The sequence below is a fragment of the Bacillus sp. 491mf genome (assembly GCF_900112415.1).
Taxonomy (GTDB): Bacteria; Bacillota; Bacilli; order Bacillales; family Bacillaceae_G; genus Bacillus_A.
On record NZ_FOLV01000004.1, the window covers coordinates 143,489 to 164,666 of the forward strand.

23 protein-coding genes and 3 pseudogenes are annotated in these 21,178 nt (G+C 35.7%); 21 read left to right on the plus strand and 5 right to left on the minus strand.

From position 1 onward, the window contains the following. Positions 1-78: 78 nt before the first annotated feature. The 3 genes and pseudogenes from BM211_RS26975 to BM211_RS06585 all read right to left on the minus strand — a co-directional run. Positions 79-192 (minus strand): annotated as a pseudogene (locus tag BM211_RS26975) (damage-inducible protein DinB); the annotation flags it as partial. 158 nt (positions 193-350) lie between these two features. Beyond that, the gene (locus tag BM211_RS06580; protein ID WP_090995912.1) at positions 351-788 is read right to left on the minus strand and encodes an ABA4-like family protein; all 438 of its coding nucleotides are present in this window, start codon (positions 786-788) and stop codon (positions 351-353) included. Positions 789-821: 33 nt separating this feature from the next. Beyond that, entirely contained in the window at positions 822-1,715 is an 894-nt protein-coding gene (locus tag BM211_RS06585) for a hypothetical protein (protein ID WP_090995915.1), read from the minus strand. A gap of 113 nt (positions 1,716-1,828) precedes the next feature. Between BM211_RS06585 and BM211_RS06590 the strand changes: the two are divergent. Both BM211_RS06590 and BM211_RS06595 read left to right on the plus strand, forming a co-directional pair. After that, positions 1,829-2,050: pseudogene (locus BM211_RS06590) on the plus strand (SDR family oxidoreductase); the annotation flags it as partial. A gap of 349 nt (positions 2,051-2,399) precedes the next feature. Next, on the plus strand, positions 2,400-2,969 hold the full coding sequence (locus BM211_RS06595) for a dihydrofolate reductase family protein (RefSeq protein WP_090995920.1): 570 nt from the start codon (positions 2,400-2,402) through the stop codon (positions 2,967-2,969). A 130-nt stretch (positions 2,970-3,099) separates the two neighbouring features. On the opposite strand, the gene BM211_RS06600 is transcribed toward BM211_RS06595, so the two are convergent. Beyond that, positions 3,100-3,294, minus strand: coding sequence for a hypothetical protein (locus BM211_RS06600; RefSeq protein ID WP_218160786.1), 195 nt, complete (start codon positions 3,292-3,294; stop codon positions 3,100-3,102). A gap of 265 nt (positions 3,295-3,559) precedes the next feature. Here BM211_RS06600 and BM211_RS06605 point away from each other — a divergent pair, with 265 nt between their 5' ends. Continuing rightward, positions 3,560-4,549 carry a hypothetical protein gene (locus BM211_RS06605; protein ID WP_090995924.1) on the plus strand — a complete coding sequence of 330 codons (990 nt, stop codon included), beginning with the start codon at positions 3,560-3,562 and terminating at the stop codon, positions 4,547-4,549. A gap of 145 nt (positions 4,550-4,694) precedes the next feature. On the opposite strand, the pseudogene BM211_RS06610 reads toward BM211_RS06605, so the two are convergent. After that, positions 4,695-4,901: pseudogene (locus BM211_RS06610) on the minus strand (YolD-like family protein); the annotation flags it as partial. A gap of 505 nt (positions 4,902-5,406) precedes the next feature. Here BM211_RS06610 and BM211_RS06615 point away from each other — a divergent pair. From BM211_RS06615 to BM211_RS06695, 18 genes are all read left to right on the plus strand, one after another. After that, complete coding sequence (locus tag BM211_RS06615) at positions 5,407-6,255, plus strand: DUF2785 domain-containing protein (RefSeq protein ID WP_090995927.1); 849 nt, start codon at positions 5,407-5,409, stop codon at positions 6,253-6,255. Between the two features lie 181 nt (positions 6,256-6,436). Beyond that, positions 6,437-6,829 (plus strand): GtrA family protein, encoded by a 393-nt coding sequence (locus BM211_RS06620; protein WP_035430145.1) that lies wholly within the window; start codon positions 6,437-6,439, stop codon positions 6,827-6,829. Between the two features lie 232 nt (positions 6,830-7,061). After that, positions 7,062-7,511 (plus strand): DUF6376 family protein, encoded by a 450-nt coding sequence (locus tag BM211_RS06625; RefSeq protein ID WP_141771598.1) that lies wholly within the window; start codon positions 7,062-7,064, stop codon positions 7,509-7,511. A 23-nt stretch (positions 7,512-7,534) separates the two neighbouring features. Then, a complete protein-coding gene (locus BM211_RS26690; protein ID WP_218160787.1) occupies positions 7,535-7,711 on the plus strand; it encodes a hypothetical protein in 177 nt (58 codons plus the stop codon). Between the two features lie 182 nt (positions 7,712-7,893). Beyond that, entirely contained in the window at positions 7,894-8,085 is a 192-nt protein-coding gene (locus BM211_RS06630) for a hypothetical protein (RefSeq protein ID WP_035430140.1), read from the plus strand. Between the two features lie 20 nt (positions 8,086-8,105). Beyond that, positions 8,106-8,315, plus strand: coding sequence for a hypothetical protein (locus BM211_RS06635; RefSeq protein WP_035430139.1), 210 nt, complete (start codon positions 8,106-8,108; stop codon positions 8,313-8,315). Positions 8,316-8,472: 157 nt separating this feature from the next. Continuing rightward, a complete protein-coding gene (locus BM211_RS06640; protein ID WP_090995929.1) occupies positions 8,473-8,754 on the plus strand; it encodes a hypothetical protein in 282 nt (93 codons plus the stop codon). A gap of 375 nt (positions 8,755-9,129) precedes the next feature. Then, positions 9,130-9,858: an ABC transporter ATP-binding protein gene (locus BM211_RS06645; protein ID WP_035430136.1), complete on the plus strand. Its 729-nt coding sequence runs from the start codon at positions 9,130-9,132 to the stop codon at positions 9,856-9,858. After that, on the plus strand, positions 9,858-10,877 hold the full coding sequence (locus tag BM211_RS06650; protein WP_090996069.1) for an ABC transporter permease: 1,020 nt from the start codon (positions 9,858-9,860) through the stop codon (positions 10,875-10,877). Before BM211_RS06645 ends, BM211_RS06650 begins: the two co-directional genes overlap by 1 nt. A 25-nt stretch (positions 10,878-10,902) precedes the next feature. Further along, entirely contained in the window at positions 10,903-11,556 is a 654-nt protein-coding gene (locus tag BM211_RS06655; protein ID WP_090995932.1) for a TetR/AcrR family transcriptional regulator, read from the plus strand. A gap of 4 nt (positions 11,557-11,560) precedes the next feature. Then, the gene (locus tag BM211_RS06660) at positions 11,561-12,529 is read left to right on the plus strand and encodes a YbgA family protein (RefSeq protein WP_090995935.1); all 969 of its coding nucleotides are present in this window, start codon (positions 11,561-11,563) and stop codon (positions 12,527-12,529) included. 213 nt (positions 12,530-12,742) lie between these two features. Beyond that, the gene (locus BM211_RS06665) at positions 12,743-13,888 is read left to right on the plus strand and encodes an acyl-CoA dehydrogenase (RefSeq protein WP_035430131.1); all 1,146 of its coding nucleotides are present in this window, start codon (positions 12,743-12,745) and stop codon (positions 13,886-13,888) included. Between the two features lie 14 nt (positions 13,889-13,902). Next, positions 13,903-15,240 (plus strand): acetyl-CoA carboxylase biotin carboxylase subunit, encoded by a 1,338-nt coding sequence (locus tag BM211_RS06670; protein WP_090995938.1) that lies wholly within the window; start codon positions 13,903-13,905, stop codon positions 15,238-15,240. Positions 15,241-15,268: 28 nt separating this feature from the next. Then, the gene (locus tag BM211_RS06675) at positions 15,269-15,484 is read left to right on the plus strand and encodes an acetyl-CoA carboxylase biotin carboxyl carrier protein subunit (protein ID WP_090995940.1); all 216 of its coding nucleotides are present in this window, start codon (positions 15,269-15,271) and stop codon (positions 15,482-15,484) included. Positions 15,485-15,505: 21 nt separating this feature from the next. After that, on the plus strand, positions 15,506-16,417 hold the full coding sequence (locus BM211_RS06680) for a hydroxymethylglutaryl-CoA lyase (protein ID WP_090995943.1): 912 nt from the start codon (positions 15,506-15,508) through the stop codon (positions 16,415-16,417). 4 nt (positions 16,418-16,421) lie between these two features. Next, positions 16,422-17,210: an enoyl-CoA hydratase gene (locus BM211_RS06685; RefSeq protein WP_090995946.1), complete on the plus strand. Its 789-nt coding sequence runs from the start codon at positions 16,422-16,424 to the stop codon at positions 17,208-17,210. 2 nt (positions 17,211-17,212) lie between these two features. Continuing rightward, a complete protein-coding gene (locus BM211_RS06690) occupies positions 17,213-18,754 on the plus strand; it encodes an acyl-CoA carboxylase subunit beta (protein ID WP_090995948.1) in 1,542 nt (513 codons plus the stop codon). Positions 18,755-18,987: 233 nt separating this feature from the next. Then, on the plus strand, positions 18,988-20,931 hold the full coding sequence (locus tag BM211_RS06695; protein ID WP_035430121.1) for an AMP-binding protein: 1,944 nt from the start codon (positions 18,988-18,990) through the stop codon (positions 20,929-20,931). Positions 20,932-21,178: the final 247 nt, after the last annotated feature.

Genomic DNA, 21,178 nt, shown 5'->3' on the forward strand with positions numbered 1-21,178 from the left:
TTCTTTTGATGTTTTAGATATATTTGTTAAAAATATCCTCTTATAATATTTCTACTTATGAAAAGCTCAAAAAGAACATTATTTTTTTGATCCACTTATTGCATACAAATAAAAAATATAATCAGTCGAAGTTCCTGTATAACCTAGCTGACGATGGTATGTTCCATGATTCACAACATGTTGAATAATTTCAATGGCTTTTTTAGATGTTAAAAAATTCTCCTATGGTCTTTCAATACATCTTGTGAAGTATTTACAACATTTTGGGGTCTCCCCACATTCCTATCAAGTTAAGGTAAACCAATACCCAAAAACGAAAAAACGTTATACTTTCGATAGCTTACTTAGTTTTATAAAGTTATCTTGTTCCATTTCCTTACCTGCCGTAGCACAAGATAACATAACAATCCAAGCGGGCCGAACATCAGGATAAGGAATAAGAGTATAGACTGCAACGGTATAGATACATACCGATGTTCCATGTTATCCCTATAAACGTAATGGCCGATCGCCTGATCGAAACAAAGTAAATGAAGCCAGACGAGTAAGGCAAAGTCCGATTTGGACAACAGTCGGATGACACCCTCCGCCGACCCGAAATCTTGAACGAATCCCAAACCTGAGCCTACGATAACGATGATGATCCCAATAGTATAAAGTGCAGCGAGATACATAGGGAAAATGGCTATGCCCGCGAGAAACCTTGTGACTCTCCACGTCGGCAACAGTATCAAAAGAAGCCAGAGCAGTATAGCTATGCCCGCAAGAGAAAACAGCTTTTCATACATCGTTACAATTCCCCCCTTCAGGAAAATGTTGTTTTAATTTCTATGCGATGATGGATTGGCAGACACCGGCTTCGGTCTCAGCAGTTTAAATGCAACGGCAACGAATATGACAAGCCAAATAAGCAACATGGCGCCGGAAAGGAGTGGCAGCACTGTCAGTTCAAAAACGGAGCATCCGAGGGCGGTTTGTAAACCAATCAGCACGATGGAAAGCGTCCAGGCGAATCCCCCAAAATGAATCCGCCGCAGGGCATGCCTCCTACACGTATATGCCCGCTCCGATAACCATCCTAGCAACGTTAGTGCCTGCAAAGCATGAAAGCTGAGCCCATGAAGGACAATTAAGTTTCCTGCCTCGCCCGTATATCGGCCTTGCAGCGCGATCATCCATATTCCTGAGGCAAAGGCAATAATGGTTGAGAAAAGTGCATAGCGGATGCCCAATACTAAAAGCGGACGTTCATTCGTCTGTCTTTTACGATAAAACGGGATGGCAAGCAGTACAGTCACGATGATGATCAATAGCGAATCAAGCCCGAACAAAGTGCCGGCAATCGAATCGATAGCAGAGCCGGCACGCGTAAACCGTGGATTAATCCCGCGAAAATGCTGGATTGTTTCGACCGCATAGGCATATAGAGTTGTCAGTGTGAAAGTCCAACGAATAGCTGCCCGTTTGCGGGTACTCAGCCCTGCTATCGGTAAAATGGCTGCTATGGACAAAATAAACAATGCGATCGCGGCATTGAAAGAAAACGCTCGCCCCAAGTCGCCTTCTGGAAAAATGATTGCCCCGTATAGTCCAATATATACCGCAATACCAACTGCAAGCCCAAAGCCAAGCATGCTAATAATTACGAGCAACTTTTCTCCATCAAAGAGCTTTATCCCCGGCATTTTGTCGATTTTTTGATTGTCTGCCTTCATTAATTAATCATTCCTTTCTCATGATTTCTTTTAATGGAAATGACTTTCATATTTTATTTATTAACAAATAAATAAAATATGAATAAAAAAGGCAGCACTGTTACTACTTGGCTGAAACAGAGGACTATGTAAAATTAAGTGCAATTGATCATGAACAGCATCTATCAAAGCGTGTAGGAAAACCAAATGATATTGCACAAGCATGTCTTTATTTAACAGTTAAAGAAAATGATTTTGTTACAGGTAGTAACCTTGTTGTAGACGGTGTTTCCTCTACGAAAATCTTCCAATACAAGGTAAAACAAGTAAAGGAAGGGATTAGCTATAAAACCTAGTCATACATTTATAAATAAAGAGTAGCTATCTTTCCATTTTGAGATATCGGCTCTTTATTTATTTTCTTACTGAACAGAATTTTATTACATGTGGATTTGAAATAAGGTTACGATGTTTATAAAAAAGATGCGATGCTCTATCCCTTTGGATATGGTAATCTAAAGGGATGTTTTTATAGTGAAAAGGAAAAGAACAGCTGATTTTAAGTGACAATAAGTTGTTTTGTTAAAGGGCAGGTTAGTTTAATAACATTAGTAACTTTATTCAGAAATAAATGCTGTAAATAATGAAAATATAAAAAACTTGGCGGGAGAAACAATATCTAAATGATGAAAGGAAGGAAGAATTATGTCCCATAACGTAAGAGCAAGAAGAATCATTTTAGATTTAGCAGTTACTTTAGATGGTTTTATTGAAGGGGAAAATGGGGAAGTTGATTGGTGCATCATGGACTCTGAGATGGGGTTTATTCATTTCTTAAATCAAATTGATACTATTTTATATGGAAGAAAGAGCTACGATTTATGGGGACAATTTACTCCAGAAATTGAAGATACTGATACTGAAAAAGAAATTTGGGGATTAGTTCATAGTAAAGAAAAATATGTGTTTTCCAGAACACAAAAAGGAACTGATAATAAAGCAATATTCATAAATGATAATATTTTTGGAGAAGTAAATAAATTAAAGAATAAGCCTGGTAAAGACATCTGGCTTTATGGCGGAGCGAGTCTTATTACAACTTTTATCAATTTAGGGCTTGTTGATGAATTTAGATTATCTGTTCACCCTGTTATTTTGGGAGAAGGAAAACCGTTGTTTATTGATATAAAACAGAGGTTGAATTTAAAAATGGTTAATACAAGAACGTTCTCCTCTGGCGTTGTGCAACTAATCTATCATTTGAATGGGAATTAATAATATTGCACATTCCAAAGATAAACATGAAATATTAATGCACCGTATGTAGTGTGGATAAACGTTTTTTCTGAAACTGCATTCCATAGTTCTTTAAAACTTATTCCCATATATTCCACAAATGCAACTTTCAATTGCGGAATATATGGGAATTTATATTTCTCCCTTCAATGAATTGACATTGTACTGCAAACTCCTTCAGGGTTTTGATACTGGCGTATTCATCTTTTCTTTTGGTATGTTCAAAAACATATAATGTCTCTTCCCATCCGCCCATTAATTCATCGTCTTCAAACACAAAATATTTCACATTTACCATCTCCAATTGTCCATTTACATATATTTTATTGTGGTTTTGAAATAAAGTCGTGATGTTTATAAAAAAATTGTACAGTTTTGCTTCTTTTTGATTAAAGAATTCTAAGAGGGTTAGAAAAATAACACGAAAATATAGAATAATTTTACTATGGTATAATTTGAATATGTATTTTAATAGTGAAGGAGGTTCTATTTATCAATGAAATCATCTCTATAGTAGCTATAGCTTAACATCTAATAAAGAAAAACTTCATAATAAAGAGGCGTTTATATTGAAAGTAATTAAAAACGTAATATTGTTAGCTGTATGTTTCTTATTTTTGAGTGGTTGTAACTATGAAAATGAAAAAGAGGTGAAAACATACTTTAAAGAAAAATATGGGATTGATGTTATTGTAACAGATTGGGAAGAAATACATTCAGGGAATATGGGACATGTATATCATACTGTTCAAGTAAAAGATAATAAACACATTCAATTTCGAGTGGAAGTAGATGGTTTATTTTATTCTACAATAATAGGTGATGAATACAAAGATGGTAAAAATGCATATGAAGCATATGAAAAATTCAAACCAATTCTGAAAGAAATCGAAAAGTTAGGATTCTCGGAACCTGAAGATGAAAATACTATTCAATATATAACTGATCATATTGAAGAATACCTAAACAATAATTTGCTACTAACTTTAAAAATGAATAATAAAATCGATTACAGTCAATTTGAATCGACAGAATTAGATCGCTTCTTTGCTTTATTACAACTCATTCAAAGGAATAATAAAAAAATAGCAGAGCTTAATATAAAAGACAATACAGGTGAGTATACTAGATTTTATTATACAAACATACAAAAAAATCCAACGAAAGAGGAACTGCTATTAGCAATGAAAAACGCATCACCAGATTACTGGACATATTTAATTCAAACACAAGTCCATGACAAAATAAAAGAAATTCAAAATGAAAGATTTATATTCAAAGAAATTACTTGTTCATATACCAAAAATGGGGAATGTCCAGCGTATAATGTAACCTTAGATTTTAATGATGGTATGTTGCAATATAAAAACAACCCAAGTTTAATCGAGGATTTAACCAAAGTAGCCACTTGGATTAAAGAAGAACTACATAACAAACAATTCAATATTAATTTGACCTACAAAGGAGGTACGAAGTGGGAAGGGAGGATGTCGTCAGAAGATATGGAAAAAAGTAATAGTGTTGAAGATTATATGAAAGAATATTTTCGTGAAAAATAATTACATATTGTTTATTTACTCCAAGTATTTGCTAAGCGAGAAAGTATTACATAGCTTTTATCGAGAATAAAATGAATGTCATGGAATTCATTTTGATCAAACTTTTTTCAAAGTGGATTCTTTTTATTTACCATAGAATACTAGCTTAGGAAGCGTTTTTAATAATTCTTAATTCATTTCTAAATGTATCATAATAGTCAATATAGCTCGTTTCCAAATATATTCTTTCCTGTTTATGATACGAAACGCTTACTTCAAGATTTTTAGCCATCGCCTCACATAAAATCTCATTTATAGCTTCTAATTGCTGTTCATCTAAAATTGGCATTGGAACATGATTTTGTTTTTCATATAATTCATTTAAAAACGTAGTTAATTATTATTTCTCATGAGTCTACTATGTAAAAAAAGCCAATGGAGTTATACTTATTAACTTGAACTGCCCGTAAAAGCTCGATTGGTTCAGTGAGAGATGAAAATACCTCCACTGATAGAAGTGTTACTTTCATATTATAAAATAAAATATTCTAAAGATTCATAAATGTTAATTGTTAAAGTTGGACATTATTGTATAATGGAATATGTTAGGAAATATATTTGTGGAAGGAGGAATAATCTTGTATACTTTTAAATTTCATACAAGAACAATTACGATGTCCAGCATTAAGCCTACTTATAATAGGTACGTTAAACCTTAAGCAATAATGATCTGAAATGAACTTGTGTGAGATTATCGTAAATAGATAATCTTTTTAATTTGCTTATTGGTAAATGATTATTCATGTACTTACCTAGGTTTATGGACTCCTTATCCTAGCAGCATTGTTCTTGCTATAAACTAGGAGGAAGAAAATTAAATGATGAACTTACTGTCCAACTCAGTGCAAATAAAGGAAAATGAACTGGAAAAAGTCTTAAAGGAAATTCAAAGCGGGCAAAAAACGTGGGATGAAGAGAACAAGATTGATATTGTTAAAGCGATGATTAACCATATCGGTTCAACGGATAGTGAACTTAGAGAATGGATCTACAGTTCTTTTAATCAATTGATATTAGATAATAAACTTGCGCATGAGTTTTTAGCGGAAATATTGGATTTTTGTTTAAGTGACTTGTTATTTAAAGGGATTGGAGAAAATGGGACAGACACTGTGTTTACAAGGTCATTTACCTCACTTTTAATAGCAGTCATTTTATACAAAGATAATGAGGATCATTTTATACCTCAATCCATTGTTTATAAAGTAAAAGATGAGTTAATTCATTATATTAATTTGGAACAAGATCTAAGAGGATATGTCCCTGAAAAAGGATGGGCTCATAGTGTAGCACATGTGGCTGACGCTTGTGAGGAACTTGTAAAAAACGAAAAAATAGAACAAAAGTATTACTCAGAAATATTAGAAACGCTTTGGAAAAAAATATTTTGCACAAAAGGTGTTTATATCCATAATGAAGATGGGAGAATTATAACACCAATTCTAACAATGTTAAATCGAGGATTAGAGATAGAGAAAGTAGGGGCTTTAATCAAAGGTATACCAATGGAAATGAAATCTCAAAAAGAAGAGCTTGATGATGAACATTATTTGTTCCTAAAAGCAAACTGTAAGTCATTTTTAAAAAGTTTTTATGTAGAAATTGCTTCACATTCTAATTTGTTATCACTGCAAAAAAATATTGAAACTTGCTTATCAGAAATTTAAAGGCTTTATTACTTGTTCAACTAGCAGGGACGTAAATGAAAGCAGATGCGTAGATTTTGGCTATCCGACTTAGGATAGCTTTTCTTAATCACATTCTTAGCATCGAACATTTAGGTATAAGTTGAAAACTGAAACTTTAATAAACCAAATATGGTTAAGTTTATGTTATCGGAGGGTGGCAATGAGCAATAATTACAAACAAATAATTAGATTTGTTTTTGTAGGATGTATGAATACATTAAACTACTGGCTCCTTTATTTATTATTTTCTCATGTTTTCCATTTTCATCATTTAACCGCACATAGTATAGCTTTTATAGTGAGTATGATCGGTTCTTTTTTTATGAATACATACTTTACGTATAAAACAAAAGTAACATTAAAGAAATTTTTACAATTTCCGTTAACGTATATTGTAAACTTTATAATTACGACAGTTAGTATTTATGTTTTAGTGGATGTATTAAATTTAAATAAGGATATAGCACCTCTGATTTCATCTGTAATTGCAATTCCTTTTACATTTGCAATTTCTAAAAAAATATTAGTCCCCAAAAAAGAAGCTATGGTATAAAACATATTATAAAACCTTACAAAGCTGTCATATTGATGTAAGGTTATTAGATAGTTCATATACTATTTCGATGTGATAATGAAAGCATAAGAAATACACACCTAGAAAAAATATAATAGAACGAGGTAACTTTTAAAACTGTCATTTATACTTTTGGGAGTTACTTGACGTTTACTTTCTAAATGTAAACAATAAATAGGTGGATTTGTACGAATTTAGGAGAGATGAAGAAATGTTGATAAAAAAAGCTTTGTTATTTTTGTTTATGCTGGTAATTGGTTTAACAGGCTGCTCTATGATTGAAGAAGGTAAGAATTCAATTGACTATGCTCAAAAGGCAATAGACTATGTTAATGAAGTGAGTGCGTTTGCAAATGAAGCGCCGGGATTAGTAGAAAAAGCAATCAACGATAGTGCCGCCCGCAAAGAATTAGAAACTAGACTCAGAGAAATCCAAAAGGATATTCCAGCTTTTAATGAATTGACACCTCCTGATGTAGCAAAGGATATGCATCAGCAAATTGTTGGATATAATGAAAAGTTAAATGAATTAATTGATACAACTTTGAAGAAGATAGAAGAAGGAAAAATGGATGTAGAACAATTCAAAAATTCGGAGCTTATGCAGACAATTCAACAAGTTCAAGACTTAAAAGATAAGATTCAAAATTTAGGTCAGTAAATATAGTCTAAAAAAATTCCGTTATGTATAACGGAATTTTTTCAATTGCCATCAATGATATTCATAAAAATAAGCCAGTTATTTGTCCAATGCCGATGCGAAGAACGATGGACATAATTTTTAAGTTGTTTCCATTAGTTTACAGAAAATTAATGAGGTTTGTATGTAAAGTAAGTAGAGAAGTTCGTATGAATTTATGAAAAATATGCTATTAAAAAAGAAAAACTCATCACTTGCATTTGAAAAGTCTTTAACATATGCAGTATATCTTCTTGCTGTAAATATGTTATTCTTAAAATATAATACCAAAAAATCACAGTAGATATTATTTATTTTGGTTACATTTCAAGAATAAATGATAGAGGCGTTTGCGAGGAATTATTTGATTATTATAAAAAGAAAGGGAAGTTTAGGTGCTTATGTAGGTAGGGCACCACATATAGGAGCAGAGGAAACTCTAGTTAAATATGATAACGCTATAAAAATTCCTCTTCTATTTATTTGTAAAAAATCACAAGGTTTGAGATCGGCATCTTTTTGGATATTAGGAGAATATTTAGAAATTGCTATTTAAGGATATAGGGGTGAATCAATATGAATCGTAAAATAAAAATATTAAAATACATTATGATTATAATGGCTTGTCTTGCTATTTTTGGTACAATTTTACCAAATGCATTAGATCCAAACGAAACAATGGCGGGTAAAATTTCGATTGCAACTTTTGGTACAATAGCTACTTGTTTACTATTTTCTATTACTTATTTCATTTTAAAAAAAGTGATTGTAAGAGGAGAAAAATAATAAGAGGAAACTGTAGAATTAGAATTTCAAAAGCTATTTAAAAGAGAAACTGAAGAAAATCAGTACTTATTTTGTGATTTTTATAATTTTAAAATGATTAACGAATGAAAATTAAGCTGGGCTAATACAATTTTAACGGGAAGGTAGAATATATAATATGATTTTAGGAATTTCGTATTTTGACATCTTTCTTTTCATAATTATTTTTTCATTCTTTTTTATTTTTTGGAGATTAAATGTATGGTATAACAAGAAATATAATGTTCCTAAGGTGTTTCAATGGCTTCCTAAAAGCTGGGGGAGAAGAAAAGTTTCAGAACACTTATCTCAATTAAATGAACAATTGGCAGATGAAGGGAAAGGAATATGGGTTACAACTTATGCTGTAGATTTATACATTTTAACGATTCCTCTTACAGTAAAAAAATATAAATCTTAGGTGATAAATATATAGTTACAGTAAAGGCCTTTTATTTTAATTAAAGGGTCTTTTCTTTTAGAGATTTTTGTGAATATTGCAGTTACTAGAGTCAACTCCCACCACTTGTGAACGCTAACACGTTTTGAAGTGGGGGCTTGAAAAAAGCGTGTATGAATTTGATCTTTTAAAAACTAAGTTATTCTTTTGCTAAAACGATAAAAAGGGATGATGTGTTTCTTTATACAGATACATATCTCTGAACATGTCACTAATGAGTAATAAAGATAAAAACATGTATGTAACTAACAACCAAAAGAAACAATTGACATATAATAGTATCAGTTTAAAATAAAAGTGAGTACTCACTCATAAAAATGAAGAGGAGGAAAATTTATGTCTCCAACTAATGAGGCAGTATTGGTTAAAGGAGTTTCCAAGTACTTTGGCAAGAAACAAGTAATTCAAGATATTTCATTTTCTGTTCGTGAAGCTGAAATTTTTGGTTTAGTCGGTCCTTCTGGTTCGGGGAAGACGACACTTATTAAAATGATTGCTGGTATTAGCGAAGCAACATCAGGGGATGTAACGGCACTGCAAACAGTTATGCCGAATTTGAATGGCATGAAACATATTGGATATATGGCGCAAGCAGATGCATTGTATGAGGAGTTATCTGCTTATGAAAATGCTGATTTTATTGCGACAATGTATGGGTTAAAGGGAAAACAAAAGAGAGAACGTATATATGAAGTATTTGAGCTTGTGCAGCTATCTGATGATGCCAAAAAGCAAGTGCAGCATTTTTCTGGTGGAATGAAGAAGCGCTTATCACTTGCTATGTCACTTTTGCATGAACCAAAGCTTCTGATTTTAGATGAACCGACAGTTGGAATTGATCCTGTTCTTCGAAAATCAATTTGGGATAAGTTTTATGAACTGAAAAAACAAGGAACAACAATTATAGTGACAACGCACATTATGGATGAGGCAGAGTTTTGTGAACGTCTGGGCTTAATTCGTGAAGGGAAGTTAATCGCAACTGGTTCTCCGATAGAATTAAAAGAGCGAACAACATCTGGGCGTATTGAGGATGTCTTTTTATTGGAAGGAGCGATGGAATGATGAGAGTATTTGGAGTTGTAAGCCGTATTATTCGCCAATTTTTCCGAGATAAACGGTCGCTTGCACTTATGTTCGGAGCACCGATGCTACTGCTTTGGCTTCTTTCACTTGTATTTACACAAAAAGACTACAAGCCTCATATTGCTTTAGTTGATGTACCGGCACCAATTGTAGATGCAATGAAAAAACAAGATGCTTCTATTTATGAGTACGATAAAGACAAGGCACATAAGAAATTAGAAGATCAAGCAATTGATGCAATAATTACTATAGATCATGGAAAGATGAAAGTAACGTTAGAAGGCAGTGATTCATCGAAAAATCGTGCTGTCATGCAAGTTTTGCAAAAAGGTATGGAGAAAAAAGAAACGACAACTATGAAGCCTGAAGTTTCTTTTTTACATGGATCAGCTGATTTTACGATGTTTGATGGATTAGGCCCGGTATTAATTGGTTTCTTTACATTCTTCTTCGTCTTTATTTTATCAGGCGTTTCATTTGTTAGGGAGCGTTTAAGCGGTACGTTGGAACGATTATTATCGACTCCAATTCGGCGCTGGGAAATTGTTGTAGGTTATATAATTGGATTTGGGATTTTTGCGTTTTTTCAATCCGTACTCATTGTTAGTTTTTCTGTGTATGTCTTAGATTTATATGTTGCAGGTTCACCTTGGCTCACGTTATTGATTACATGTATGCTTTCATTAACAGCGTTAACTCTGGGAACGTTTTTATCGGCATATGCAAACAACGAGTTTCAAATGATACAGTTTATCCCATTGGTTATTGTACCGCAAATTTTCTTTTCTGGTTTATTTCCGATTGAGTCTATGAATAGGTGGTTACAGCTATTAGGAAAGTTATTTCCATTAACATACGGTGCAGATGCGATGCGGCAAGTTATGATTCGAAATCAAGGGTTTAGCGAAATTGCTGGTGATCTCGGGGTTTTATTAATATTTGCGATTGTGTTTACATTCGGTAACGTGTTTGCTTTGAAGAAGCATAGAAGAATATAATGGAAAGAAAAAAAGGAGTATGTCAATGAAAGAGGATTGGCTAGAAGAATTAATTGCCGCCACGGGGACAGATAAGCGCAATGAACGGCAAATGCGCATTTTAGAAGCGGCAGTAGACATGTTTAGTGAAAAAGGATATTCGGCAACTTCAACGAGTGAAATAGCGAAGCGTGCCGGTGTAGCAGAGGGAACGATTTTCCGTTACTATAAAACGAAAAAAGATTTGTTGTTTGCGGTTGTAATGCCAACGTTAACGAAGTTTGCTGCTCCGTTTTTTGTGCAAACTTTTGCGAAAGAAATATTTAAAAATACGTATGAATCATATGAAAATTTCCTACGCACGGTTATTCGAAATCGCTATGAGTTTGCGAGAAAACATTTTCCAATGCTGAAAATTTTAATGCAAGAAGTACCGTTTCAACCAGAACTGAAAGATGAAATTCAGCAATTACTTGCAAAGGAAATTTACTCTCGTTTTGAAAACATTGTTGACCATTTTCAGAAACAAGGACAAATTATTGAACTCCCAACACCAGCTGTACTACGATTCACCTTATCAGCTGTTATTGGCTTAATCTTAACTCGTTTTTTATTACTACCAGAAGAACAATGGGATGATGAGGTAGAAATCGAATCTACTGTTCAATTCATTTTATACGGGCTAACACCTCGGAGGTAAGCAGATGAGGCAATTTGTAAAACCAACAGTTGTCGTAAGTAAATGTTTAGAATTTGAAGCATGCCGTTATAACGGTGATAAGCTGTCCGATGCAACAGTACGTAATCTACAGCCTTATGTAGAATTTATTCCAGTTTGTCCAGAAGTGGAGATTGGACTTGGAATTCCAAGAGAAACAATTCGCATTGTCGAACAAGATGGTATGAAAAAATTAGTGCAGCCATCAACAAGTGCTGATTTAACGGAGAAAATGCAACAATTTTCAAATGTCTTTTTAGCTTCTTTACCAGATGTGGATGGTTTCATTTTGAAAAATAGGTCACCGAGCTGCGGAACGCGTGATGTGAAAATATATGCTGGATTAGGAAAGGCACCCACAAAAGGCAAAGGCGCCGGGTTATTTGGTAGTGCAGTTTTAGCGAAATTTTCACATTTAGCGATTGAGGAAGAAGGAAGATTGTCGAACTTTATCATCCGCGAACATTTTTTGACACAGCTATTTACAATTTCACATTTTAAAACATTGAAGAAAAATAAAAGTATGAAAGCATTAGTTGAATTTCAGTCTGATCATAAGTACTTATTCATGGCGTACAATCAAACGAAGCAAAAAGAATTAGGTCGCGTCATTGCGAATAAGGAAAAACAATCGATTGATGAAGTGTTTGCGAAATATGAGGAAATATTGTATGTATTGTTAAATCGTACACCGCGGTATACATCAAATATTAACGTATGTCAGCATATTTTTGGGTATTTTAAAAATAAGTTAAAGAAAGAAGAAAAGGATCATTTTCTTTCTTTACTTAGTAAGTATGCAGAAAAGAAAATACCTTTAAGCAGTTTACTTACCATTTTAAAATCGTGGGCAATACGTTTTGAAGACACATATTTATTGAGACAAACATATTTTGAACCGTATCCAGAAATGTTAGTGGAAATCACAGATTCTGGAAAGGGTCGAGATTATTAAACAAAATAATACAAAATTCGTCTTTTTTATTCCTATGTTGTTGTAGAACAATGTAGGAATTTTTTTGTGCATCAGTATAGATTCTGTTTTACAATTAAATTGTGACAGAATTGTAGCAATTATCTTACTACTATTCGTTCTTTTCCTAGAGTAATGTTTGTACTATATACACGCACGCTGTCGAAATAACGAATTCGATAAGGGGTGTGACAAATGGAATTTACTCTTACTAGAGAAAAACAAATGATTAAAGAAATGGTGCGCGACTTTGCTGAAAAGGAAATCGCTCCGAAGGCTGTGTATTACGACAAAACGGCAGAATTCCCATACGAAACGTTTCAAAAAATGGGCGAACTTGGTTTGTTAGGAATCCCATTCCCTGAAGAATACGGTGGTTCTGGCGGCGATACGTTATCGTATGCACTAGCAGTTGAAGAAATTGGCCGTGCTTGTGGTGGCACAGGATTAAGTTATGCGGCAACAATCTCACTGGGTGCTTCTCCAATTTATTATTTTGGTACAGAAGAACAAAAACAAAAATATTTAGTTCCAATGGCATCGGGTAAGACACTTGGTGCATTTGGATTAACGGAGCCAAATGCTGGGTCTGATGCAGGCGGCACACAAACGAAAGCAGTATTGGATGGCGATGAATATGTAATTAATGGCGAGAAGTGCTGGATTACAAATGCTGAGTATGCAAATACGATTATTGTAACCGCTATCAACGGTGTTGAAGAAAACGGCAAAAAACGTATTTCTGCTTTTATCGTTCCAACAAATAGCGAAGGATTAACAATTTCTAGTCCATACGACAAAATGGGTGTTCGTGCTTCTAATACATGTGAAATTGTTTTAGATGGCGTTCGTGTACCGAAGGAAAATATTCTTGGGGATGTAAATAAAGGATTTAAACAATTTTTATATACGTTAGATGGTGGTCGTATTTCGATTGCTGCATTAGCAGTAGGGATTGCTCAATCTGCATTTGAGCGCGCACTGCAATATGCAAAAGAACGCAAGCAATTTGGCCGTTCTCTATCAAACTTTCAAGCAATTCAATTTAAATTAGCAGATATGGCAACAGAAATTGAATTGGCGCGCAATATGGTACATAAGGCTGCTTGGTTAAAAGACAATGATAAACCATTTGGAAAAGAAGCTGCGATGGCAAAACTTTTTGCATCTGAAACAGCAAGCCGTGTATCTAACCAAGCGGTGCAAATTCATGGTGGTTACGGATATATGCGTGAGTATGAAGTAGAGCGTCATATTCGTGATGCAAAGCTATTAGAAATTGGTGAAGGTACTTCTGAAATTCAACGTCTCGTAATTTCAAGACATTTAGGATGTCGCTAAGGGGAGGGTTCACTATGTTTCGAAAAATATTAATTGCCAACCGCGGTGAAATTGCTGTTCGTATTATAAAAACGTGTGAAAAACTTGGTATTCAAACTGTAGCAATTTATTCAGAAGCTGATGAATCTGCTCTTCATGTTAAGATGGCAAGCGAAGCGCATCTTGTCGGTGGGCCTCGTGTTCAAGATAGTTATCTGAATCTTGAAAAGATTATTGGGATTGCAAAAGAAACAAAAGCAGAGGCAATTCATCCAGGTTACGGTTTGTTGTCAGAAAACACAACATTTGCAGCTCGTTGTGAAGAAGAAGGCATTGTCTTTATTGGACCTTCCAAAGATGTCATTGCAAAGATGGGAAGCAAAATTGAGTCTCGTAAGGCAATGCTAGCGGCTGAAGTTCCTATAGTGCCTGGTATTTCATCTAGCATTCCAACTGCTTTAGAAGCGAAAGAAATTGCAAGTCAAATCGGTTATCCACTTATGTTAAAAGCATCCGCTGGCGGCGGGGGCATCGGTATGCAAGTCATTGAAACTGAACAAGCGCTCACTAAAGCGTTTGAGAGTAATCAAACACGTGCCAAGAATTTCTTCGGCAACGGAGAAATGTACATGGAAAAATTAATTACAAATGCGCACCATATTGAAATTCAAGTGCTTGCTGATCAACAAGGGAATACGGTGTATTTGTGGGAACGTGAATGTTCGGTGCAGCGCCGTAATCAAAAGGTGATTGAAGAAGCTCCGTCTCCATTTTTAGATGAAGCAACGCGTAAAGAAATGGGAGAGGTTGCAGTGAAAGCTGCGAAAGCACTCGGTTATACGAATGCAGGAACGATTGAATTTCTAGTTGATGATGAGAAGAATTTCTATTTCCTAGAAATGAATACGAGATTACAAGTAGAACATCCAGTTACAGAAGAGATAACTGGTCTTGATTTAGTCGAGCAGCAACTGCGAATTGCATCAGGCAAAAGCCTTTCGTTTACACAGGATGAAGTAAAGCGTAGTGGTCATGCCATTGAAGCGCGCATTTATGCGGAAGATCCAAAAACATTCTTCCCATCACCAGGGAAAATTACCTCTCTGTCTCTTCCAACATCAGTGCGCATTGATCATTTCTTAGAAGATGGTGTAGCGATTACTCCGTTTTATGATCCGATGATTGCGAAAGTAATTGCACATGGAGAAACGCGAGAAGAAGCAATTCAAAAGCTACAAGTAGCACTAGAGGAACTAAAAGTAGAGGGGATTAAAACAAATACGCCAATGCTTCTGCAAGTTTTAGAAGATGAAGTATTCCAAAGCGGTATTTACACAACTAGCTTTGTAACGAAGCAACTTGTGAAAAAATAAAGTTTACGAAATTTAAAGGGGGAAATAAATGATGACAAAAGTATACGCATCGATGGCAGGAAACGTTTGGAAAATTGTAGTAGGTGTAGGAGATACAGTAGAGGAAGATCAAGATGTCGTCATTTTAGAATCTATGAAAATGGAAATTCCAATCGCTGCAGAAGAAGGTGGCACTGTTATGAAAATTCTTGTGCAAGAAGGCGATTTTGTGAATGAGGGAGATGTATTAATAGAAATCGAATAGTGAGAAATGGGGTGCAATCGATTGAAATTACCTTCTTTTGCTTCTATTAAAGAAGTCGGACCGCGTGATGGTTTGCAAAATGAAAAGAAAATTGTTGGTACAAAAGATAAAGTGAAATGGATTCATATGCTAGCAGACGCAGGTCTTTCTTATATTGAAGTGTCATCTTTCGTTCACCCTAAATGGATTCCTGCTTTAGCTGATGCACAAGATGTGTTTGCTATGCTTGAGCGGAATCCACAGGTTACATATGCAGCTCTCGTTCCAAATCAAAATGGTTTGGAACGGGCGCTTCTGCAAAATGTAGATGAGGTGAACGTCTTTTTATCTGCTAGTGAAACACATAATAAAAAAAATATAAATAAATCCATTGATGAAGCACTTTCTGTTATAGAAGAGGTAACAAAGCGATCATTATTTGCTGGAAAAATGGTTCGCGGATATGTATCGACTGTATTTGGTTGCCCATATGAGGGAGAAGTGGACGTTCATAAAGTTGATGAACTTTGTAACAAATTGTTTTCATATGGCATTTATGAAGTATCACTTGGGGATACAATCGGAGTGGCAAATCCAGTGCAAGTAGAACGTGTACTAGAGCACCTACTCCGAAAATATGATTCTTTTAAGTTTGCGATGCATTTTCATAACACGTACGGAATGGCACTTGCTAATGTTGTAAAGTCATTAGAATGCGGCATTACAACTTTTGATAGTTCATGCGGTGGTCTTGGTGGATGTCCGTATGCACCGGGTGCGTCTGGAAATGTCGCAACAAATGACTTAGTTCATATGCTTCATAAAATGGGTGTACAAACGAACATAAACGAAGAAAAGTTATTACAAGCAACAAAATTTATCGAAAGCAAGCTCGATATGCAGATTCCAAGTCACGTATACCGCGCTTTGCAACATAAAACAGTGAGTAGGTGATCAGATGTTACAGCTGCAAAATATTTCAGTTGATTATGTAACGCCTCATATTGTGAAAATCACATTACATCGTGAAGGTAAAGCAAATGCTTTATCACTTGCTCTTTTAGAAGAACTACAAGATACACTAAGTCGCATTAATGAAGAAAACGATATTCGTGTCGTAATGATTACAGGGGCTGGAACAAAAGCATTTTGTGCAGGTGCAGATTTAAAAGAACGTGCCAATATGAACGAAGAACAAGTGCGCGATGCGGTTGGAATGATTCGCTCTACGATGGATATGGTAGAACAATTATCACAACCTGTTCTTGCAGTTATCAATGGAATTGCGCTTGGCGGCGGAACGGAATTAAGTCTTGCTTGTGATATTCGCATTGCTTCAGAAACAGCAAGTCTCGGTTTAACAGAAACATCCCTTGCGATTATTCCAGGAGCAGGTGGGACGCAACGTCTTCCGCGTTTAATTGGAATGGGGCGTGCAAAAGAATTAATTTATACGGCAAGACGTATTTCGGCTGAAGAAGCAAAGGAATACGGACTTGTTGAATATGTTACTCCTGCTGAACAATTAGAAAAAAAAGCAGTTGAAATTGCTAAAAAAATTGCAGCGAACGGTCCAATTGCAGTTCGCCGTGCAAAAGAAGCGATTACAAATGGGATGCAAGTAGACTTGCAGACAGGTTTACAAATGGAAAAGCAGGCGTATGAAGGTGTTATTCATACGAAAGACCGTTTAGAAGGACTACAAGCATTTCGCGAAAAACGGAAGCCGATTTATAAGGGGGAATGAATATGCTAGATCAAAAACAACAATCTCGTACATTAGAAGAGCGTGTAGAAACAATAAAACAAGGCGGTGCACCGAAATATCATGAGCAAAATGCAGCGAAAGGAAAACTATTTGTTCGTGAGCGTTTAGCGCTTTTGTTTGATAACGGTGAGTACGTCGAAGATGCATTATTTGCAAACTGTGAACAAGATGGATTGCCTGCGGATGGAGTAGTTACCGCAACTGGTAAAGTAAATGGGCGCACTGTTTGTGTAATGGCAAATGATTCTACTGTAAAGGCAGGATCATGGGGGGCTCGTACAGTAGAAAAAATTTTACGTATTCAAGAAACAGCTGAAAAATTACGTGTACCACTCTTTTATCTTGTCGATTCTGCTGGTGCACGTATTACTGATCAAGTTGAAATGTTCCCAGGTAGACGCGGGGCAGGGCGTATTTTTTATAACCAAGTGAAATTATCCGGAAAAGTACCGCAAATTTGTTTACTATTTGGCCCATCTGCTGCAGGCGGTGCATATATTCCTGCTTTCTGCGACGTTGTAATGATGGTTGAAGGAAATGCCTCTATGTATCTTGGTTCGCCTCGTATGGCTGAGATGGTTATCGGTGAAAAAGTGACATTAGAAGAAATGGGCGGAGCACGTATGCATTGCTCTGTATCTGGTTGCGGAGATGTACTTTGCAAAACAGAGGAAGATGCCATTTCAAAAGCACGTCAATATATTTCTTACTTCCCAAGCAACTACTTAGAAAAAGCTCCAATGACAGAACCTCAAGAACCGAAAGCATTCGAAAAAACGTTAGAACAAGTTATCCCGGAAAATCAAAATGCACCGTTTAATATGCACGATTTAATTAAACGTGTAATTGATGAGGACTCTTTCTTTGAAGTGAAAAAGCTATTTGCACAAGAGCTTATTACTGGATTTGCACGTATGAATGGTATGCCAATTGGAATTATTGCGAATCAGCCTCGTATGAAAGGCGGCGTACTATTCCATGACTCTGCTGATAAAGCAGCGAAATTTATTACACTTTGCGATGCTTATCATATTCCGCTTTTATTCTTAGCTGATGTACCAGGTTTTATGATTGGTACGAAGGTAGAGCGAGCTGGTATTATTCGTCACGGTGCGAAAATGATTTCCGCTATGAGTGAAGCAACTGTGCCGAAAATTTCAATCGTTGTCCGAAAAGCATACGGTGCAGGTTTATATGCGATGGCAGGTCCTGCATTTGAACCTGATTGCTGCCTTGCTCTTCCAACGGCATCAATTGCGGTAATGGGACCAGAAGCAGCGGTAAACGCAGTGTATGCAAATAAAATTGCAGCACTACCAGAAGAAGAAAGACCAAGCTTTATCGCGCAAAAACGTGAAGAGTATAAGCAGGATATTGATATTTATCGTCTTGCATCAGAAATGGTTATTGATGGTATTGTTCATCCAAACCAATTACGCACTGAGTTGAAGCAACGTTTTGAAATGTATATGAGTAAATATCAAGTATTTACAGATCGTAAACATCCAGTTTATCCGGTATAAAAATCATAAAAACCTTTTTTTTAGATGGGTGAGAGCGTCTGGCCGTGCATAGAAGCGGTCAGATCCTTTTTCTGCTACGTGAGATATGAAAACAAAGATAGAAAACGAGTGCAGGTCATTTGTGCTTTATATAGCAGTGACTTATATGTTGAAACATCGAAATAGATTTATACATGAATGAGATTGCCCTGCCAAAGGGCTTTCTTTTTCGAAAAAATAAGGAGGGACAAATCGTGAAGCAAGCAGTTTGGTTTCCGGACGAGGAATATAAAGCAAATACGCGCTTATTTCAATGGATGCAATCGCTTGGGTATGAAGATTATGAAACATTTTATGAAAAGTCTATTGAAGATCCAGCGTGGCTTTGGGAAGAAGCAGAGCGTGCGGTAGGTTATCAATGGATGCGTCCATATACAGAGGTATTAGATTTAGCAAACGGTATTCCGTTTGCCAAATGGTATTTAGATGGAACTTGTAATGTTGTAGAATCTGCGCTATCACGTTGGATTGCGGAAGATGATACGAAAACAAAGCAGGCTCTTATTTGGGAAGGTGAAAATGGTACATCAAAATCGTTTACATATGAAGAGTTAGACACTTTGGTAAGCCGCGTTGCAAATGGTTTAAAGCATTTAGGAATTGAAAAAGGAGATCGTGTAACCATTTACATGCCAATGATTCCAGAAACAGTAGTTGCTATGCTAGCTGTTATGAAAATTGGTGCAATCATTTCTCCTATTTTCTCAGGGTTTGCTTCAGATGCAGTGATGACGCGCGTACAAGCAGCAGGAGCTAAAATGATTATTACCGCAGATGGATTTGCTCGCCGCGGTAAAACAGTTTCATTAAAAGACGAAGTAGATAAAGCATGTGAGCATTGCCCAAGTGTTGAAAAGGTCGTAATTGTTCGTCATGCAGGGAATGATTATACACCGCATGATTATGATATTTCATGGAGTGTTCTTGAAAAAGATAAACCTTTTACGCACGCAGAAGAAATGAAAAGCGATGATCCACTTATGCTTATTTATACATCTGGCACAACTGGGAAGCCGAAAGGAACGGTGCATACGCACGCAGGATTCCCGTTAAAAGCAGCATTTGATGCTGGTTTTGGTATGAATGTGAAACAAGGAGACCGTGTGTTATGGATTACGGATATGGGCTGGATGATGGGGCCGTTTTTACTATTTGGTTCGCTTCTTAATGGTGCGACGATGGTAATATATGAAGGTGTTCCTGATTTTCCAGAACCAGATCGTTTATGGGAAATGGTTGATCGTTATGAAGTAACGCATCTTGGCATTTCACCAACGTTAATTCGTTCATTAATGGCAAAAGGCGATTCATGGCTGGAGAAACATTCTTTGCAAAGTTTAGAAGTAATCGGTTCAACAGGTGAGCCGTGGAATCCAGATCCATGGATGTGGCTCTTTGAAACAGTTTGCAAAAAAAGAGTACCAATTTGCAACTACTCTGGTGGTACTGAGATTTCTGGTGGTATATTTGGAAACGTCCTTATTAAACCAATTGCCCCAATTAGTTTTAACGCATCGCTGCCAGGAATGGCCGCTGTTGTATTAGATGAAAATGGTTCACCAGTTCAAAATGAAGTCGGAGAATTATGTCTAGAAAAGCCGTGGGTTGGTATGACAAAAAGCTTCTGGGAAGAAGACGATCGTTATGTCAGCACATACTGGTCTCGTTTTGAAAACAAATGGGTGCATGGTGACTGGGTATTATATGATGGGGAACAATATATCATTACAGGGCGTTCTGATGACACGTTAAATATTGCCGGAAAGCGTATTGGACCTGCGGAGTACGAGTCTATTCTTGTAAAGCACTGTGATGTCGTCGAAGCCGGAGCAATTGGGGTTCCCGATGAATTGAAAGGCGAGGTGTGCCATTGCTTTGTTGTGTTACGTGAAGGCACTGCGTTTACACCAGAACTAAAAAAAGAGTTGCTAAGTCTAGTAAACTCTCATATTGGGAAAGCATTGTGCCCGAAAGATATTCATGTTGTCGAAGATTTACCAAAAACACGTAATTCAAAAGTAATGCGTCGCGTTATCAAAGCAGCGTTTCTAGGAAGAGAACTTGGAGATTTATCTTCACTTGTAAATCCTGAGGTTGTGCCATATATTCAAGGAATACAGTCTCAGAAACAATCGTAAGTTTAAAAAGCAAACTCCTAATATGAAGGAGTTTGCTTTTTAGTTTGTGTTTGTAAGTAATAAAAAAATTCACAAATTATAATTTCCTTAATATAGAAAAAATAGTCGATTTATGACAAGATTAATATCGGTTATAAATATTGTTAAAGAAGGGGGTAAATGGAATTTTAACAGCGTTTTTATGCTGGATGTAAGCTTGAGAAGATAATGTTAGAAAATTATTTTCATTAGAAATATATTTGTCTTT

Bases quoted from the DNA above. Each gene is read 5' to 3' on its own strand.
- BM211_RS06635 (WP_035430139.1), top strand. From the start codon at position 8,106: ATGAATCGTAAAATAAAAATATTAAAATACATTATGATTATAATGGCT.
- BM211_RS06585 (WP_090995915.1), bottom strand. From the start codon at position 1,715: ATGAAGGCAGACAATCAAAAAATCGACAAAATGCCGGGGATAAAGCTC.
- BM211_RS06650 (WP_090996069.1), top strand. From the start codon at position 9,858: ATGAGAGTATTTGGAGTTGTAAGCCGTATTATTCGCCAATTTTTCCGA.
- BM211_RS06660 (WP_090995935.1), top strand. From the start codon at position 11,561: ATGAGGCAATTTGTAAAACCAACAGTTGTCGTAAGTAAATGTTTAGAA.
- BM211_RS26690 (WP_218160787.1), top strand. From the start codon at position 7,535: ATGTATAACGGAATTTTTTCAATTGCCATCAATGATATTCATAAAAAT.
- BM211_RS06690 (WP_090995948.1), top strand. From the start codon at position 17,213: ATGCTAGATCAAAAACAACAATCTCGTACATTAGAAGAGCGTGTAGAA.
- BM211_RS06595 (WP_090995920.1), top strand. From the start codon at position 2,400: ATGTCCCATAACGTAAGAGCAAGAAGAATCATTTTAGATTTAGCAGTT.
- BM211_RS06615 (WP_090995927.1), top strand. From the start codon at position 5,407: ATGATGAACTTACTGTCCAACTCAGTGCAAATAAAGGAAAATGAACTG.
- BM211_RS06665 (WP_035430131.1), top strand. From the start codon at position 12,743: ATGGAATTTACTCTTACTAGAGAAAAACAAATGATTAAAGAAATGGTG.
- BM211_RS06675 (WP_090995940.1), top strand. From the start codon at position 15,269: ATGATGACAAAAGTATACGCATCGATGGCAGGAAACGTTTGGAAAATT.
- BM211_RS06625 (WP_141771598.1), top strand. From the start codon at position 7,062: ATGTTGATAAAAAAAGCTTTGTTATTTTTGTTTATGCTGGTAATTGGT.
- BM211_RS06640 (WP_090995929.1), top strand. From the start codon at position 8,473: ATGATTTTAGGAATTTCGTATTTTGACATCTTTCTTTTCATAATTATT.
- BM211_RS06620 (WP_035430145.1), top strand. From the start codon at position 6,437: ATGAGCAATAATTACAAACAAATAATTAGATTTGTTTTTGTAGGATGT.
- BM211_RS06580 (WP_090995912.1), bottom strand. From the start codon at position 788: ATGTATGAAAAGCTGTTTTCTCTTGCGGGCATAGCTATACTGCTCTGG.
- BM211_RS06685 (WP_090995946.1), top strand. From the start codon at position 16,422: ATGTTACAGCTGCAAAATATTTCAGTTGATTATGTAACGCCTCATATT.
- BM211_RS06645 (WP_035430136.1), top strand. From the start codon at position 9,130: ATGTCTCCAACTAATGAGGCAGTATTGGTTAAAGGAGTTTCCAAGTAC.
- BM211_RS06655 (WP_090995932.1), top strand. From the start codon at position 10,903: ATGAAAGAGGATTGGCTAGAAGAATTAATTGCCGCCACGGGGACAGAT.
- BM211_RS06670 (WP_090995938.1), top strand. From the start codon at position 13,903: ATGTTTCGAAAAATATTAATTGCCAACCGCGGTGAAATTGCTGTTCGT.